16 protein-coding genes are annotated in these 15221 nt (G+C 64.3%); 9 read left to right on the top strand and 7 right to left on the bottom strand.

Going from position 1 to position 15221, the window contains the following annotated elements; genetic code table 11:
* Nucleotides 1-54: 54 nt before the first annotated feature.
* The gene (locus Q8N40_RS01255; protein WP_305710512.1) at nt 55-2931 is read right to left on the bottom strand and encodes an EAL domain-containing protein; all 2877 of its coding nucleotides are present in this window, start codon (nt 2929-2931) and stop codon (nt 55-57) included.
* 119 nt (nt 2932-3050) lie between these two features.
* Nucleotides 3051-4052 (bottom strand): NAD(P)H-quinone oxidoreductase, encoded by a 1002-nt coding sequence (locus Q8N40_RS01250; RefSeq protein ID WP_305710511.1) that lies wholly within the window; start codon nt 4050-4052, stop codon nt 3051-3053.
* Between the two features lie 102 nt (nt 4053-4154).
* Here Q8N40_RS01250 and Q8N40_RS01245 point away from each other — a divergent pair, with 102 nt between their 5' ends.
* The 4 genes from Q8N40_RS01245 (at nt 4155) to Q8N40_RS01230 (ending at nt 6217) form a co-directional block, all read left to right on the top strand.
* The gene (locus Q8N40_RS01245) at nt 4155-4346 is read left to right on the top strand and encodes a DUF1192 domain-containing protein (protein WP_305322359.1); all 192 of its coding nucleotides are present in this window, start codon (nt 4155-4157) and stop codon (nt 4344-4346) included.
* 142 nt (nt 4347-4488) lie between these two features.
* Nucleotides 4489-4731, top strand: a complete 243-nt coding sequence (locus Q8N40_RS01240) for a hypothetical protein (RefSeq protein WP_305322358.1) — start codon at nt 4489-4491, stop codon at nt 4729-4731.
* Between the two features lie 62 nt (nt 4732-4793).
* Nucleotides 4794-5315, top strand: a complete 522-nt coding sequence (locus tag Q8N40_RS01235) for a DUF1465 family protein (protein ID WP_305322357.1) — start codon at nt 4794-4796, stop codon at nt 5313-5315.
* 62 nt (nt 5316-5377) lie between these two features.
* Nucleotides 5378-6217: an EamA family transporter gene (locus Q8N40_RS01230; RefSeq protein ID WP_305710510.1), complete on the top strand. Its 840-nt coding sequence runs from the start codon at nt 5378-5380 to the stop codon at nt 6215-6217.
* 79 nt (nt 6218-6296) lie between these two features.
* Here Q8N40_RS01230 and rpmE read toward each other — a convergent pair whose 3' ends face one another.
* The gene (rpmE, locus tag Q8N40_RS01225) at nt 6297-6524 is read right to left on the bottom strand and encodes a 50S ribosomal protein L31 (RefSeq protein ID WP_305710509.1); all 228 of its coding nucleotides are present in this window, start codon (nt 6522-6524) and stop codon (nt 6297-6299) included.
* A gap of 200 nt (nt 6525-6724) precedes the next feature.
* Here rpmE and Q8N40_RS01220 point away from each other — a divergent pair, with 200 nt between their 5' ends.
* On the top strand, nt 6725-8584 hold the full coding sequence (locus tag Q8N40_RS01220; protein WP_305710508.1) for an ABC transporter ATP-binding protein/permease: 1860 nt from the start codon (nt 6725-6727) through the stop codon (nt 8582-8584).
* 162 nt (nt 8585-8746) lie between these two features.
* On the opposite strand, the gene Q8N40_RS01215 is transcribed toward Q8N40_RS01220, so the two are convergent.
* The 3 genes from Q8N40_RS01215 to Q8N40_RS01205 form a co-directional block, all read right to left on the bottom strand.
* Nucleotides 8747-9196 carry a GNAT family N-acetyltransferase gene (locus Q8N40_RS01215; RefSeq protein WP_305710507.1) on the bottom strand — a complete coding sequence of 150 codons (450 nt, stop codon included), beginning with the start codon at nt 9194-9196 and terminating at the stop codon, nt 8747-8749.
* Nucleotides 9197-9264: 68 nt separating this feature from the next.
* Entirely contained in the window at nt 9265-10296 is a 1032-nt protein-coding gene (locus Q8N40_RS01210) for a peptidoglycan -binding protein (protein ID WP_305319919.1), read from the bottom strand.
* Nucleotides 10297-10326: 30 nt separating this feature from the next.
* Entirely contained in the window at nt 10327-11325 is a 999-nt protein-coding gene (locus Q8N40_RS01205; RefSeq protein WP_305319920.1) for a flagellar motor protein MotA, read from the bottom strand.
* A gap of 181 nt (nt 11326-11506) precedes the next feature.
* Between Q8N40_RS01205 and Q8N40_RS01200 the strand changes: the two genes are divergently transcribed.
* Nucleotides 11507-12319: a DUF1295 domain-containing protein gene (locus tag Q8N40_RS01200; protein ID WP_305319921.1), complete on the top strand. Its 813-nt coding sequence runs from the start codon at nt 11507-11509 to the stop codon at nt 12317-12319.
* A gap of 58 nt (nt 12320-12377) precedes the next feature.
* On the top strand, nt 12378-13412 hold the full coding sequence (locus Q8N40_RS01195; protein ID WP_305710506.1) for a cyclopropane-fatty-acyl-phospholipid synthase family protein: 1035 nt from the start codon (nt 12378-12380) through the stop codon (nt 13410-13412).
* A gap of 36 nt (nt 13413-13448) precedes the next feature.
* Here the strand turns inward: Q8N40_RS01195 and Q8N40_RS01190 are convergent, their stop codons facing one another.
* Nucleotides 13449-13850 carry a hypothetical protein gene (locus tag Q8N40_RS01190; RefSeq protein ID WP_305710528.1) on the bottom strand — a complete coding sequence of 134 codons (402 nt, stop codon included), beginning with the start codon at nt 13848-13850 and terminating at the stop codon, nt 13449-13451.
* Here Q8N40_RS01190 and Q8N40_RS01185 point away from each other — a divergent pair.
* Nucleotides 13750-14913 (top strand): efflux RND transporter periplasmic adaptor subunit, encoded by a 1164-nt coding sequence (locus tag Q8N40_RS01185; RefSeq protein ID WP_305710524.1) that lies wholly within the window; start codon nt 13750-13752, stop codon nt 14911-14913. The genes Q8N40_RS01190 and Q8N40_RS01185 overlap by 101 nt on opposite strands.
* Nucleotides 14914-14919: 6 nt before the next feature.
* Nucleotides 14920-15221 (top strand): efflux RND transporter permease subunit (locus tag Q8N40_RS01180; RefSeq protein WP_305710505.1); only part of this gene is annotated, 302 nt, incomplete at its 3' end.

The following is a 15221-nucleotide window of genomic DNA, read 5'->3' as shown; positions in this document are numbered from 1 at the left end:
CGGGGTACGAGCATTAGTAGTGGAGCAGCACAAGTGTACCAACCGTACCCGGCTCTAGCTCGCCGCCTCCAGCCGCTCTTCCGTCAACAGCCGCATCGCGGCGTCGGCGTCCATCGGCTCGCCGAAGGCAAAACCCTGGGCGTATTCGCAGCCCAACTGATAGAGCTCAACCGCGTCGGAGTCGGTCTCAGCGCCTTCCGCCACCACGTCCATGCCGAGGTCGTGCGCCAGCGCGATGATTGATTTCAGGATCACCGGGCGGGTGCCCCGGCTGGTGGTGCGCACAAAGGACTGGTCGATCTTGATGGTGTCGAACGGGAAGCGCTGCAGATAGGCCAGCGAGGAATGGCCGGTGCCGAAATCGTCCAGCGACAGCCCGGTGCCGAGTTCGCGGATGCGCGTCAGCATCTGGGCGGCGTGCTCCGGATTCTCCATCACGAGCGATTCCGTCAATTCCAGCTTCAGCGTGCCGCGGGCCACCGAGGAGCGCGACAGCACGGTGCGGATGTCGTGGATCAGATCGTGCCGCAGCAACTGGCGCGACGAGACGTTGACGCTGGCAAAGATCGGCTCGCGCGAACGCATCGCGCGCTGCCAGATCGCCAGCTGTTTGGCGGTCTGGTCCAGCACGAACATGCCGAGATCGACGATCAGGCCGATTTCCTCGGCGATCGAGATGAATTCCACCGGCGACATCCGGCCGAGCTTCGGATGGTCCCAGCGCGCCAGAGCCTCGAAGCCGGCGATCGAGCGATCTTCCAGCCGCACGATCGGCTGATACAGGATGGTGATTTCCTCGCGCTCGATGGCGCGGCGTAGTTCGGATTCCAGCGTTAGCCGGTCGGTCTTGCGCGCGCGCATCGCCGGCTTGTAGACGTCGATGCGGTCGCCACCGATCCGCTTGGAATGGTACATCGCCAGTTCGGCATCCTTGATGATCTCGTCGGACAATTGCGTCTGCGGATCGGACAGTGCGAGGCCGATCGAGGCGGTCAGGAAGATCTCGCGGTCGTTGAAGGCGATCGGGGCGCGGATGGTCTTGCGGATGGTCTCGGCGAAAGCGGTGATGCGCGCCGGATCCTGCTCCGACATCAAGATCAGGCCGAACTGGTCGCCGGCCAGCCGGGCCAGCGTGTCCTGCGGCTTGAGGATGCGGGTCAGCCGCCGCGCCAGCGTCAGCAGGATGGAATCGCCGACCGCGATTCCGACGGAATCGTTGACTTGCTTGAAGCGGTCGAGATCGATCACCATCAGCGTCGGCCGCAGGTTCGGGATGGTTTTGGCGAAGTTGGCGACGGCCCCTAGGCGGTCGATGAACAATTTCCGGTTCGGCAGGCCGGTGAGATTGTCATGCACGGAATCGTGCAGCATGCGCTCTTCGGCGTTCTTGGCTTCGGTGACGTCGGTCAGCGTTCCGACCACGCGGGAAACCTCGCCGTCGGACCCGACCACTGGGCGCGCTTTCAGCGCGAACCACATGAAGTGGCCGTCCGGCGTGCGCAGTCTGAAATCCTGTACCAGCCGGCCGCGGCGCTGGTCGAGCACGCTGTCGAGGGCCGCGCGAAAACGGTCCTGGTCGAGCGGGTGCAGCACCTCGAGCCATTTCGCGGCGGGGCCTTCCAGCATGCCACGCTTGAGGCCGAGCAGTTGCTCGGTCTCGGGACTGGTGAAGACCTTGTCGGCCGAAACGTCCCAGTCCCAAATCAGGTCGCCGGAGCCGGTCAGTGCCAGCGCCCGGCGCTCGACGTCGGAGACCACGCCGGTGGTGGCGCCGCCGCCCGCGAAGGCGTGCTGCATGACGGTAAATCCGATCAGCATCACGATCAGCACGAGGCCGCCGAGCAGGGCAGGACCGACGATATCGTTGGTAACGGAGCCCGCCACCGTCATGCCGGCCGCAATCACCCAGACCACGAGGAGGAACCAGGTCGGGATCAACAACACCGCGCGATCGAACCCGTGGGTCGAGAGATAGACGATGAGGGCAAAACCGGCGAACGCGATCAGCACCAGCGACATCCGCGCGATGCCGGAGGCGACCGCGGGATCGAACAGCGCCAGCGCCACCAGCGAGCCGAGGAAGGTCAGCCAGCCCACGGTGATGTGGGAATAGCGTACATGCCAGCGGCTGAGGTTGAGATAGGCGAACAGGAACACCAGCAGCGTCGCGGCCAGGATCGCTTCGCCCGCCGCGCGCCAGACGCGCTCGGCGTTGTTCGACATGTCGAGCACCTTGCCCCAGAAGCCGAAATCGACGCCGATATAGACCAGCACCGCCCATGCCAGTGCGGCGGCGGCAGGAAACATGATGCTGCCCTTGACCACGAACAGGATGGTCAGCACCAGCGCCAGCAGGCCGGAAATGCCGATCACGATGCCCTGGTACAGCGTGAACGAATTGACCTTGTCCTTGTAGGCGTCCGGCTCCCACAGATAGAGCTGGGGCAATTTATCGGTGCGCAATTCCGCGACGAAGGTGATGACGGCGCCGGGATCGAGCGTGATGCGGAAGATGTCCGCGGTCGCGCTCTCCTGCCGTTCGGGACGGTCGCCGGTCGAGGGCGTGATGGTGGCGATGCGCGACAGTCCGAGGTCGGGCCACAACAGGCCCGACGACACGATGCGATAATGCGGCGCCACGATCAGGCGGTCGAGCTGGTCGTCGGTGTTGTTGGCGAGCGCGAACACCACCCAGTTCTGGCCGCCTTCGCGGGCGCGGACTTCGATGCGGCGGACGATGCCGTCGGTGCCCGGTGCGGTGGAAACCTGGATGCGGTCGGCGTCGCTGCGCTGATGATTCAGGATTGCGGTAAGATCGATCGCAGGCGCGTCGCTGCGAACGCTGACCGCGTCGACAGCGCGCGCCGGAGGCGCGGCGGCAACAATCATGAGGCCCAGCGCGAGGGGCGCAAGGCACCTGATCAGACGCAATGTCAGTTCTCCGCAATCAGCCATATGTCCGGGCGAAGCTGGTCGACCGGCGTTGCGCGATAAATGACATGAAAGTGAGGGAAATCAAAGGGTTTCCGGCTGCGCATTGCGCAACAGCGTTAAACCGCCAACACAATTTTGCCAATATGTTCGCTGGTCTCCATGCGCCGATGGGCGTCGGCGGCCTTTTCCAGCGGGAATGTGCTGTCCATGACCGGTTTGACGCGTCCGTCGCGCAACAATGGCATCACTTTGGCCTCGATCGCGGCGACCATCGCTGCCTTATCCGCATTGGTACGGGGCCGCAGCGTCGAGCCGGTGTGCAGCAGCCGCTTTACCATCACCTTGGAGAAGTTGACGGTGGCCTTGGGCGTCCCGCTCAGGAATGCGATCTGGACGATGCGGCCGTCGACCGCGGCGGCATCGTAATTGCGGTCGATGTAATCGCCGCCGACCATGTCGAGAATGACATTGGCGCCGGCGCCATTGGTCGCTTTCTTCGTGGCTTCGACGAAGTCCTCGGTCTTGTAGTTGATCGCAAGGTCGGCCCCGAGTTTGGTGCAGGCGTCGGCCTTGTCCTTCGATCCGACGGTGACGATCACTTTGGAGCCGAGCGCTTTTGCCAGTTGGATCGCCATGGTGCCGATGCCGGAGGAGCCGCCATGGATCAGCAGCGTCTCGCCTGATTTGAGCGCGCCGCGCTCGAACACATTGTGCCAGACCGTCATCAGGGTTTCCGGGATGGCGCCGGCCTCCTGCATCGACAGAGCAGGCGGCACCGCCATCGCTTGCGCATCCTGCGCGATGCAATATTGCGCGTAGCCGCCGCCGGCCACCAGCGACATCACCTTGTCGCCGAGCTTGTGCCTGACGGCGCCGGCGCCGAGCGCAACAACTTCGCCTGCAATCTCAAGGCCGGGCAGGTCGCTGGCGCCGGGCGGCGGCGGATAGGCGCCGGAGCGTTGCGCGACATCGGGACGGTTGACGCCCGCTGCCAGCACCTTGACCAGGATTTCGCCGGGGCCGGGCACCGGGAGCGCGCGGGTCTCGGGGATCAGCACCTCGGGACCGCCGGGCTTGCTGATACCGACGACGGTCATTTGCGCGGGGAGCTTTTCCATGGTGTTTCCTTGGGCAATGCGGGAAATTAAGATGCACCTGATTAGCCAGCCGCGCTCGGGCTGGCAACCGCCTCTCTGAGGGTCGAGCACGGGGTAGAACACATGGCCGCCGAGGACGACGACAGACCGAGAAAGAAAGTCACCCACGAGATCGGGCAGGACCTGTCGCTGTTGTCGGTCGAGGAACTGGCCGAACGCATCGCGCTGATGCAACAGGAGATCGAGCGGCTGCAGGCGGCGACGACCAAAAAGCGCGCGTCGAAGGATGCGGCGAACAGTTTTTTCAAGACGTAGAAACAAGACGTAGAGAGTTGAGTTCGATCTCTCATCCGTAGTCCCGGATCGGCGCTCCTACGCTCACTTGTCCGGGACGACGAGTTGAGAGAAAGGCGCGCTGTACTGCATCCGGGGCACGAGACATCACCGGCCTCTGCCAATGGCCGACAAGGCAAAGGAACCGTCAACAAAACCGTTCGTTTACGGTCCATTAAGCTTTCTCGATTATGACTTAAATCGTCCTTGTTTGGACACCGAGTGGCTCCTGTCCACTCTGTTTGACGCCTCCCTGTTATCAACTTCAAAAGCCGCCAGAAATGGCGGCTCTTTTTTTTGGCGTCGCGGTACCTCGCTGGAAACCATAAAAACGCTTGCGGCTGGACTCTCGTCGGCCGGCGCGTAATGATTTGTTCATCATAAGCCGGCGGCCAGCGACGGCTTGAACAGTTGCGTGAGGCGTTAACCATGTCCGACCGTTCGCAAGGCGAAACCGCTCTCGTGCAGTTCAGCGAGAGGCTCACCAACTCGGCGGCGTTCGGAACCTTGTTCCGCGAAGGCATGGATCTGGTCGAGGAGACCGCGGCCTATCTCGACGGCGACGGCCGCACCGAGGCGAAGGCGCTCGACCGTTCCGTCAGCCTGACTTACGCCACCGAAAGCATGCGGCTGACCACACGCCTTATGCAACTGGCGTCATGGCTGTTGCTGCACCGAGCGGTCAAGGAAGGCGAGATGACGCTGACCCAGGCCAACCGCGAAAAGACCAAGGTCAAGCTCTCGGCCGCCGACCCCGGCCCGGACGACATCATCGCAAAGCTGCCGCTGCAATTGCAGGAGTTGATTGGCCGCTCGATGGCGCTGCAGACCAAGGTCCGCCGCCTCGATACCACGATCCATGCGCCCGCGGCCGAACGCGCCCCGATCGGCAATCCGTTGGTGCCGCAGCTCAATCGCCTGAAGGCGGCGTTCGAGCGTCAGAGCGGCTGAGGCCGGAGCCGGCCGCGTGCGAAGGCCGCACGCACCGATCGCCGGCATGGAATGAGCCGGCCTTGCTGACCTCTTTTTCCATCGCGCTGGTGCTGTCGGCCGCGTTGCTGCACGCGGGCTGGAATGCCTTGCTGCGCGGCGGCGCGGATCGCGCGCAGTCGATGCTGATCATGAACGTCACGGTCGGTATCGCCGGCGTCGCGATGATGGCGTTCGCCGGCCTGCCGTCATGGGCGAGCACACCTTACGTGGTGGCCTCGGGGCTGATCCATCTGGTCTACAACGCGCTGCTGGTCCGGATGTATCGCAGCGGCGATCTCGGCGAGACCTATCCGGTGGCGCGCGGCTCCTCGCCGGCGCTGATCGCGCTCGGCGGCAGCCTGCTCGCGGGCGAGTGGATGAACCTGGTCGGCACCGTCGGCATCGGTCTGGTGTGTGCGGGAATTTTCATGCTGGCGGCTGCCAGGGGAAGACTGCATGCGATGAATCTGCCGGCGGCGCTGGCGACCGGCGTCAGCATTGCCGCCTACACCATTGTCGATGGTCTCGGCGTGCGGGTCTCCGGCAACTGGATTTCCTATACCGGCGGCATGTTCGCGTTCTTCCTGGCTGTGCCGATCTGGCTTCTGGCGCGCGGCCGGCGCGCGGCGTTCGCCGTACCGTTGTCTGAAGTCGGCAAGGCGGCCAGCGGCGGGCTGATTTCGCTTGGCGCCTATGGCGCCATCATCTGGGCGATGCAGGCGAACCCGATGGGCGCGGTGTCGGCGTTGCGTGAAACCAGCGTGGTGTTCGCTGCTCTGCTCGGCGCCGCATTCCTGGGCGAGCGCCTGACGGAGTGGCGGATCGCGGCGTGCTGCATCATCGCCGCCGGCGCCGCCGGCTGCGTAGGCTGGAGGTTCTGAACAGGCTTGGCCAACGAAAAACGCCCCGGCGCGAGCCGGGGCGGTCTGATCTCCCGCCTTGAGACGGAGTCTGAAAGGCTCAATCCTTCTTGAGGAAGCCCGAAAACTTCTTCTGGAACCGGGACACGCGGCCGCCGCGGTCGAGCATCTGCTGGGCGCCGCCGATCCAGGCCGGGTGCGACTTGGAATCGATATCAAGGTTCAGCTTCTCGCCTTCCTTGCCCCAGGTGGAGCGGGTCTGGTACTCGGTGCCATCGGTCATGACGACCGTAATCATATGATATTGCGGATGAATTTCGGCTTTCATGGCAGATCCTTCGGCGCGCCGGCGCCTGTCTATCGATGGCTGTGGGGACGGATTTGGGCCGCTCTATAACGCAGCAGGGCCCTCAAAACAAGCCGGGGAACGCGCTGAACCGTAGGATCCCGGATGAGGAACCTGCCGGATTTGCCAGCGTCGGCGGCTGGGCCTATCTGGTGGCTGGCAAAGCGATTGGTCCGGATCTCATGAGCGCAGTGGAACGGCTTGAAGAGCGGCGCGGCGAGACGCCGCCGCGGCACGATCCGGCGGGCGCCGATGTCCCTGCCATCGAGGCCGAACTCGCGGAACTGCCGGCCAAGAGCAGCGCGCGGCTTCGTCCGCTGCTGGCGCTGATGCCCTATGTGGCGCGCTACCGCGGCCGCGCCACGCTCGCCTTCATTGCGCTGACCATCGCGGCGATCACCACCCTGCTGGTGCCGATCGCGGTGCGGCGGATGATCGACTTCGGCTTCACGCCCGAAGGCATCGCGATGATCAATTCCTATTTCAGCGTGATGATCGCGCTGGTCGCGGTGCTGGCCGGCGCCAGTGCGGCGCGGTTCTACCTGGTCATGACCATCGGCGAGCGCATCGTCGCCGATCTCAGGCGCGACGTGTTCGCCCATTTGATCTCTCTGTCGCCGGCGTTCTTCGATTCCGCGCGCTCGGGCGAACTGATCTCGCGGCTGACCGCCGATACCACCCAGATCAAATCGGCGGTCGGCGCCTCGGTCTCGATCGCGCTGCGCAACATGATGCTGTTCATCGGCGCCACCGCGATGATGGTGATCACCAGCCCCCGTCTGTCGGGCTTCGTGCTGCTGGCGATTCCGGTGATCGTGATTCCCCTGGTCGCGTTCGGACGCTGGGTGCGGCGGCTGTCGCGCAACGCCCAGGATACGCTGGCGGACGCCACCGCCTATGCTTCCGAACTGGTCGGCGCGATCAGAACGGTGCAGGCCTATACCAGCGAGGGGCTGGCCAATGCGCGGTTCGGCGGCGAGGTCGAACAGTCCTATGCGGCGGCGCGCAGTTCGACCCGGGCGCGCGCGGTTCTCACCGCCGTCATCATCTTCATCGTGTTCTCCAGCGTGGTGGCGATCCTGTGGGTCGGATCGAACGACGTGCTGTCCGGCTCGATCACGCCCGGCCGGCTCGGCCAGTTCGTGCTGTATGCGGCATTCGCCGCCGCTGGCCTCGGCCAGCTCAGCGAGGTCTGGGGCGAGGTGTCGGCGGCGTCGGGCGCTTCCGAACGCCTGTTTGAAATTCTCCGCGTCAAGTCGGCGATATCAGCACCGGCATCGCCCCGCGCGATGCCGGTGCCGGCGCGGGGCGATGTCGGTTTCGACAATGTCAGCTTCGCCTATCCGACCCGGCCGGATGCGCTGGCGGTCGACGGCGTTTCGCTGACCGTGCGTGCGGGCGAGAAGGTCGCCATCGTCGGCCCGTCGGGCGCCGGCAAGAGCACGCTGTTTCATCTCTTGCTGCGATTCTACGATCCGGCTTCCGGCGCCATCTCGTTCGACGGCGTGCCGGTCAAGGCGGCCGATCCGCGCGAGTTGCGCGCCCGCATCGCGCTGGTGCCGCAGGATTCCGTGGTGTTCGCGGCTTCCGCGCGCGACAACATCCGCTTCGGCCGGCCGGATGCGACCGATGCCGAAGTCGAGCACGCGGCCGATCTCGCCCATGCCAGCGAATTCATCCGCCGGCTGCCGGGCGGCTTCGAGTCACAACTCGGCGAGCGCGGCGTGACGCTGTCGGGCGGCCAGCGCCAGCGCATCGCGATCGCGCGCGCGATCCTGCGCGATGCGCCGCTGCTGCTGCTCGACGAAGCGACCTCGTCGCTCGATGCCGAGAGCGAGACGCTGGTGCAGACCGCGCTGGAAGAATTGATGCGCCACCGCACCACGCTCGTCATCGCGCACCGGCTCGCCACCGTATTGTCCTGCGACCGCATCATGGTGATGGACCAGGGCCGCATCGTCGAACAGGGCACGCACGCCGAGCTGGTCGCGGCGGGCGGGCTATATGCCAGGCTGGCGAGGTTGCAGTTCGAGGGGGTGTGAGTTTCTCTCTTACCTCTCCCGCTTGCGGGGGAGGTCGACGCGCGAAGCGCGGCGGGTGGGGGAATTCTCTCAGTCTGCGCCGGTAACAATCGCCCAGACTGAACCTGCTGAAGCACCCCCACCCCAGCCCTCCCCCGCAAGCGGGAGAGGGAGCGCAGGCAGCTACGGCTTCCACGCCATCTTCAGCACCAATCGCTTCGACCCCGGGTTCACATCCTCTCCCGCATGAACAAATCCGCTGCGCTCGTAGAAGCGGATGGCGCGGGCATTGTCCGCATTGACCTTCAAGGTGACGCCATCGGATGACAGGCGCTTCGCTTCATCGACGAGAGTCGTGGCGAGCCTCGACCCCCAGCGATCGGGAGCGACCACCAACTGGTCGAGATAACCTGATGCGTCGATAGTGACGAAACCAGCCAGCGCGCCGGCCTGTTCGGCAACAACAATCGCTGCCTTCGGCACCAGCTCATTGCGCCAGCGCTCGCGCCACCAGTCCACGCGGGCGTCGAAATCGATCGAGGGATAGGCGAGCCGCCAGGTCTCGAGCCACAGCGCGATCGCGGCGTCCTCGTCCTCGTCGCGATAGGGGCGCAGCTGAAACGTCTCTGTCATCGCTTCGCGATTCTTATTTGGGGCATGATCTGATCCGAAAACCGGTGCCCACTTTTCGGGATCATGCCCTACCGTTCCGTCAGCTTCAGTTCGATGCGGCGGTTGCGCTTGTAGGCTTCTTCTGTCGTGGCGGTGTCGAGCGGCTGGAATTCGGCAAAGCCGGCCGCGACCAGCCGCTGGGCCGGCACGCCGAGCGAAACCAGGTACTGCACCACCGAGATCGCGCGCGCCGACGACAATTCCCAGTTCGACTTGAACACCGGGCTGTTCAGGATCGGCCGCACGTCGGTATGGCCGTCGACCCGCAGCACCCAGGCGATCTCGGCGGGAATTTGCTTGTCCAGCTCGGTCAGCGCGCTCGCCAGCTTGTCGAGCTCGGCGCGGCCTTCGGACAGCAGCAGGGCCTGTCCGGTGTCGAAGAATACCTCAGACTGAAACACGAAACGGTCGCCGACGATCCGGATGTCCGGACGGTTGCCGAGAATGGCGCGCAGGCGGCCGAAGAATTCCGAACGGTAGCGCGACAGTTCCTGCACCCGCTGCGCCAGCGCCACGTTGAGCCGCTGCCCGAGATCGGCGATCCGCCCCTGCGATTCCCGGTCGCGCTTCTCCGACACCTCGAGCGCTTCCTCCAGCGCCGCCAGCTGGCGGCGCAGCGCGCTGATCTGCTGGTTCAAGACCTCGATCTGCGCCAGCGCTCGCGACGTCACCTGCTTTTCGGAATCCAGCGCCTTGTTGAGTTCGCTGGCGCGGCCGGCGGCGTCGCTGCCGGCGCCGGCGAGACCGTCATAGAGGCCCTTGACGCGGTCGCGTTCGGATTCCGCCGAGGCCAGCCCCGCTCGGAGCTGCGACAGCTGGTCGTCGAGATTGAGCTTGCCGAGTTTTTCCAGCGACAGCATTTCGCTGAGCTGCGCCAGCTTGGCGTTGAGCTGCTCCAGCGCCTTGTCCTTGCCGGTGACCTCCTGCGACAGGAAGAACTGCACCACCAGGAATACCGACAGCAGGAACACGATCGAAAGCACCAGCGTCGACAGCGCGTCGACGAAGCCCGGCCAGTAGTTGAATCCGGTTTCGTTGCGGCGGGCACGGGCGAGGGCCATAAGCTTCTTTCTGTTCTTGAAAACGCTTCGCTAACTCTTCTCGGGCTGGCGCGCGATCCGCTCGAGAAGTTTCTTGATCTCGCGGTTCTGCTCGCCCTGGCCGTCGGCCCATTCGCGGATCATCTGCTGCTCGGTCCGCATATGCGTGACCAGGCCCTGAATCGCCTCGGCGAGGTTGGCCATCGCCGCGGTGGTGCCGCGGCTGGCGCCGCCCTCTTCGAGGGTCAGCCGCAACCGTTCGACCGCGGCCTGCAACTCGCCGCCCGGGCCACCGGTGCCCTCGCGGGTATATTCGCGCACCGTGGAGGCCAACCAGTCCTCGAGGTCGGTATAGAAGCGGTTCTGGGCCTGGCTCGATTGCAGGTCGAGGAAGCCGAGGATCAGCGACCCGGCGAGACCGAACAGCGATGACGAAAACGAAATGCCCATGCCGCTCAGCGGCGCGGCCAGCCCCTCCTTGAGGGTGTCGAACAGCGAACCGGCGTCGCCGCCGACCTTGAGGCCGTCGATCACCTTGCCGACCGAGCCGACGGTCTCGATCAGGCCCCAGAAGGTGCCGAGTAGCCCCAGGAAGACCAGGAGGCCGGTCATATAGCGGGAAATGTCGCGAGCCTCGTCGAGCCTTGTCGCGATCGAATCCAGCAAGTGCCGCATGGTCGTTTGCGAGATCGTCATCCGCCCGGTGCGCTCGCCGCCGAGGATCGCCGCCATCGGGGCCAGCAAAGTGGGGTGCCGGTCGACTGCGAGGCCGGGATCGGAGATCCGGAAATTGTTGACCCAGGCGACCTCCGGATAGAGCCGGACCACCTGCCGGAACGACAGGATGATGCCGATCAGCAGCACCGCGCCGATCAGCGCGTTGAGCCCCGGATTGGCGAAAAACGCGGCCATGATCTGCTTGTAGAGCACCACCAGCAGCAGCGAGCAGAGCACCAGGAACACCACCATCCGCACCAGGAAAATCCGGGGCGAGGACAGTTTGTTCAGTTCAGTCTCCATCGTGGAGCGGGAAGAGGGGCCTGAAGCCATTTTCGGTGTCATCCGTTGCGAGCAACCGGTCTCGGTCCTGAATATGGCACAGCGGGACCGGGAAAAAAGCTCAGATACGCGGTGATTCGGGGTGGACTGTGGAACCCCGGGTGAAACCGGAGCTTGGTTGGAGCGTAGTTCATCAAAGCTCGATGTCTAGCGCGGATATCAGGGATTTCGCATGACCATTTTGTATCTCGGGATGCTGGCCGCCATCGCAATGTCGCTGTCGGTGCTGATGGCTGGCGCCTGGCTCGTGCAACAGCGCACGGGCAATTCCGGCTGGGTCGATACGATCTGGACCTTCGCCATCGGCCTGGTCGGCGCCGGAGCCGCGCTGTGGCCGGTGGCGGGCAGCCCGCCGAACGCCAGGCAATGGCTGGTCGCGGCCCTGGTGGCGCTCTGGTCGCTGCGGCTCGGCGCTCATATTGCGGTGCGAACGGCGGGAATCACCGATGACCCCCGCTATGCCGCCTTCGCCCGGGAATGGGGTGTCGATTCGCCCCGCCGGATGTTCGTTTTCCTGCAGAACCAGGCGCTCGGTTCGATCCCGCTGGTGTTTGCGATCTTCGTCGCGGCGCGGTTTCCTGCCGAGGCGCTGCGCCCGCAGGATTATCTCGGCGTGCTGATCCTTCTCGTCGGTATTGCCGGCGAAGCGCTGGCCGATGCTCAACTGAAAAAATTCCGCAGCGATCCCGCCAGCAAGGGCCGGGTCTGCGATGTCGGGCTGTGGCGGTGGTCGCGGCATCCGAACTATTTCTTCCAATGGTTCGGCTGGCTGGCCTATCCAGTCATCGCGATCCCGGTTGCGGATCCGCTGTTCTATCCGTGGGGCTGGGCCAGTCTGCTGGCGCCGGTCTTCATGTACTGGATCCTGGTGCACGTCACCGGCATCCCGCCGCTGGAGCAGCAGATGCTGCGTTCGCGCGGCGAGCGCTATCGCGAGTACCAGTCACGCACCAGCATGTTCTTTCCGCTGCCGCCGCAAGCATGATCAAACGTGGAGACCGGTTTTCGGAAAAGATCATGCTCAACGAGAAGAGAGCGGTCACATGAGCTTCGTGTCCAGAATGATCGGTACCGCCGAACGGATGCCGCTGCCCGACGTCATCATTCGCGCCGCGATCCAGCGGCTGTGCTCGCGCACCGCGACACGTCTCGCCAGCGGCAACGCGGAGAGCGACGCATCGTTTGCCGCTGACATGGCGACGCGCGCTATCGCCGAGCACGCCAATGAGGCCAATGCCCAGCACTATGAAGTGCCGGCGGCGTTTTTCGCCCAGGTGCTGGGCCCGAATCGCAAATATTCCTCATGCTTCTATAAGGAGCCCGCGTCCACGCTGCAGGAGGCCGAGGAAGAAGCGCTGCGCCAGACCATCGAGCACGCCGATCTCATGGACGGGCAGGCGATCCTCGAACTCGGCTGCGGTTGGGGCTCGCTGGCGCTGTCGATGGCGCGGCGGTTTCCCAACGCCGAGATCACCGCAGTATCGAATTCGCAGTCGCAGCGGGAATATATCGAGCTCGAGGCGGCATCGCGCGGATTGCAGAATCTTCGGGTGATCACCGCCGACATGAACGTCTTCGATCCGGGGCAGCAGTTCGACCGCATCGTGTCGGTTGAAATGTTCGAACACATGATGAACTGGCGCGAATTGATGGTTCGGGTGCGGTCATGGCTCAAGCCCGGCGGGCGCTTCTTCATGCATATCTTCACCCATCGCTCGGGCGCCTACCGGTTCGACCGCGCCGACGGCGAGGACTGGATCGCGCAGCATTTCTTCACCGGTGGCGTGATGCCGAGCCATCATCTGGTCCGGCAATATGCCGATCTGTTCGAGGTCGAGAAGGAATGGCGCTGGAGCGGCACGCACTATCAGCGCACCGCGCTCGACTGGCTCGCCAATTTCGATTCCCACCGCGACGAAATCGAAGCCGTCCTGCGCGGCGTATATGGCAACGCGACGCCGCTGTGGATGCGGCGCTGGCGCTGGTTCTTCCTGGCCACATCGGGCCTGTTCGGTTACGCCGAAGGCAGTGAATGGGGCATCAGCCATTACCGGATGAAGGCGGTGGAGCCGGTCTGAACGCGACGCTCAACAATCTGGCCGTTTGCTGCCTCGTTAAATAATAAACGGCGTGTTCGAAGCCGGCGTCGTGGAACCCAAAATCGTGAACCGGAATCGCAACCGATTCACGATCCAGTGAGAAGAATAAAATACTGTTTTTTCAATGCGATAGCGTGTGTGACATTGGGCCGCCGCGAAACGTGTTGCATTGCAACAATAGTGCCCTACCTTGCCTCCGATAGAACGCAGTGTCATCGCGACGCCGCGCCCGTGGAAACGCGATCCGCGCAGAATCTCAAACTTGGGGCGACCTTTCATGACTTCATTTCGCAAGCGGTCGGCGGGCATCGCCTTGATGTTGGCTGCAATGGCGCCACTTCTCGCGGGATGCAACGAACCTTCCTCGGCGGTCGCAGCGTCCCAGACGCCCGACCCGGAAGTCAGCATCGTCTCCATCAGACCACAATCACGCGCGCTGGTGCGCGAATTGCCGGGGCGCGTCGCGCCGACCCGGGTTTCCGACGTGCGTCCGCGCGTCTCCGGCATCGTCATCCAGCGCCTGTTCAATCATGGCAGCGAGGTCAAGGCCGGCGATCCGCTCTACCAGATCGATCCGCAGCCGTTCGAGGTCGAAGTGCAGTCCAGCGAGGCAGCGCTCGCCAAGGCCGTTGCTGCATTCGACCAGGCGTCACAGCAGGCGCGGCGAATCGCTACCCTGACGAGCCAGAAAGCCACCTCGGAGGCCGAGAACGAAAAAACCATCGGCGCGATGCGCCAGGCCGAGGCCGAGGTCGAGGGACGCAAGGCGGAGGTCGCGCGCGCCAGGCTCAATCTGAGCTACGCCACGATCCGCGCCCCGATCCATGGCGTGGTCGGCGCGGCGCTGGTCAGCGAAGGCGCGCTCGTGGTGCAGAACGAGACCAATCTGGCGACCATCCAGCAACTCGATCCGATCTATGCCGATTTCACCCAATCGGTCACCGAAATGAATCAACTCCGGCGCTCGCTGGAAAGCGGCGAACTCGATCGCATCGCGCCCGGCATGGCCAGGGTTCGCCTGGTGCTGGATGACGGCACGGTCTACGCGACGCCCGGCAAACTGCTGTTCTCGGACGCCAGGGTGGATGCCCATACCGGGCAGGTGACGTTGCGCGGCGAATTTCCCAATCCGAAACGCGAATTGTTGCCGGGCATGTATGTCCGCGTGCTGATCGAGCAGGGCATCGACAACGATGCCATCGCCCTGCCGCAGCAGGCGATCCAGCGCAACAGCGGCGGCGGCAGCGAAGTGTTCGTGATCAAGGACGACAACCGCGTCGTGGTGCAGCCCGTCCGCACCGGATCGATGCAGGACGGCCAGTGGTTCGTGACCGAGGGGCTGAAGGCCGGCGACAAGGTCGTGGTCGAGGGCTTCCAGAAGTTCGCCGCCGGCGACAAGGTCAGGCCACAGCTGTTTACCGAAGGCGACGCCTCGGCCGACACGGCAATGGCAAGGCAGACCAAGCAAGCGCGCCGGTAACGATTGATGCCCAGCTTCTTTATCGACAGGCCGATCTTCGCCTGGGTTGTTGCGCTGTTCATCTGTCTGGTGGGCGCCATCTCGATACCGCTGCTCGCGGTGGCGCAGTATCCGATCATCGCGCCGCCCTCGATCTCGATCTCGACCAGCTATCCCGGCGCCTCGCCGGAAAACCTCTACAACAGCGTGACGCGGCTGATCGAGGAAGAGCTGAACGGCGCCAACGGCATCCTGAACTTCGAATCCACCAGCGATTCGCTCGGACAGGTCGAGATCATCGCCAACTTCGTGCCCGGCACCGACACCGG

The organism is Bradyrhizobium sp. (genome assembly GCF_030693485.1).
In the GTDB taxonomy this organism is placed as follows: domain Bacteria; phylum Pseudomonadota; class Alphaproteobacteria; order Rhizobiales; family Xanthobacteraceae; genus Bradyrhizobium.
Note: the sequence above shows the minus strand (reverse complement) of the source record. Positions and strands in the feature narration are given on the sequence as shown.

Coding starts and splice junctions, on each gene's coding strand:
- Q8N40_RS01245 (WP_305322359.1), top strand. CDS start 4,155: ATGGCCGCCGAGGACGACGACAGACCGAGAAAGAAAGTCACCCACGAG.
- Q8N40_RS01240 (WP_305322358.1), top strand. CDS start 4,489: ATGGCCGACAAGGCAAAGGAACCGTCAACAAAACCGTTCGTTTACGGT.
- Q8N40_RS01190 (WP_305710528.1), bottom strand. CDS start 13,850: ATGGAGACGATGCTGACTTCCGGGTCGGGCGTCTGGGACGCTGCGACC.
- Q8N40_RS01220 (WP_305710508.1), top strand. CDS start 6,725: ATGAGCGCAGTGGAACGGCTTGAAGAGCGGCGCGGCGAGACGCCGCCG.
- Q8N40_RS01215 (WP_305710507.1), bottom strand. CDS start 9,196: ATGACAGAGACGTTTCAGCTGCGCCCCTATCGCGACGAGGACGAGGAC.
- Q8N40_RS01205 (WP_305319920.1), bottom strand. CDS start 11,325: ATGGCTTCAGGCCCCTCTTCCCGCTCCACGATGGAGACTGAACTGAAC.
- Q8N40_RS01210 (WP_305319919.1), bottom strand. CDS start 10,296: ATGGCCCTCGCCCGTGCCCGCCGCAACGAAACCGGATTCAACTACTGG.
- Q8N40_RS01200 (WP_305319921.1), top strand. CDS start 11,507: ATGACCATTTTGTATCTCGGGATGCTGGCCGCCATCGCAATGTCGCTG.
- rpmE (WP_305710509.1), bottom strand. CDS start 6,524: ATGAAAGCCGAAATTCATCCGCAATATCATATGATTACGGTCGTCATG.
- Q8N40_RS01195 (WP_305710506.1), top strand. CDS start 12,378: ATGAGCTTCGTGTCCAGAATGATCGGTACCGCCGAACGGATGCCGCTG.
- Q8N40_RS01250 (WP_305710511.1), bottom strand. CDS start 4,052: ATGGAAAAGCTCCCCGCGCAAATGACCGTCGTCGGTATCAGCAAGCCC.
- Q8N40_RS01185 (WP_305710524.1), top strand. CDS start 13,750: ATGTTGGCTGCAATGGCGCCACTTCTCGCGGGATGCAACGAACCTTCC.
- Q8N40_RS01235 (WP_305322357.1), top strand. CDS start 4,794: ATGTCCGACCGTTCGCAAGGCGAAACCGCTCTCGTGCAGTTCAGCGAG.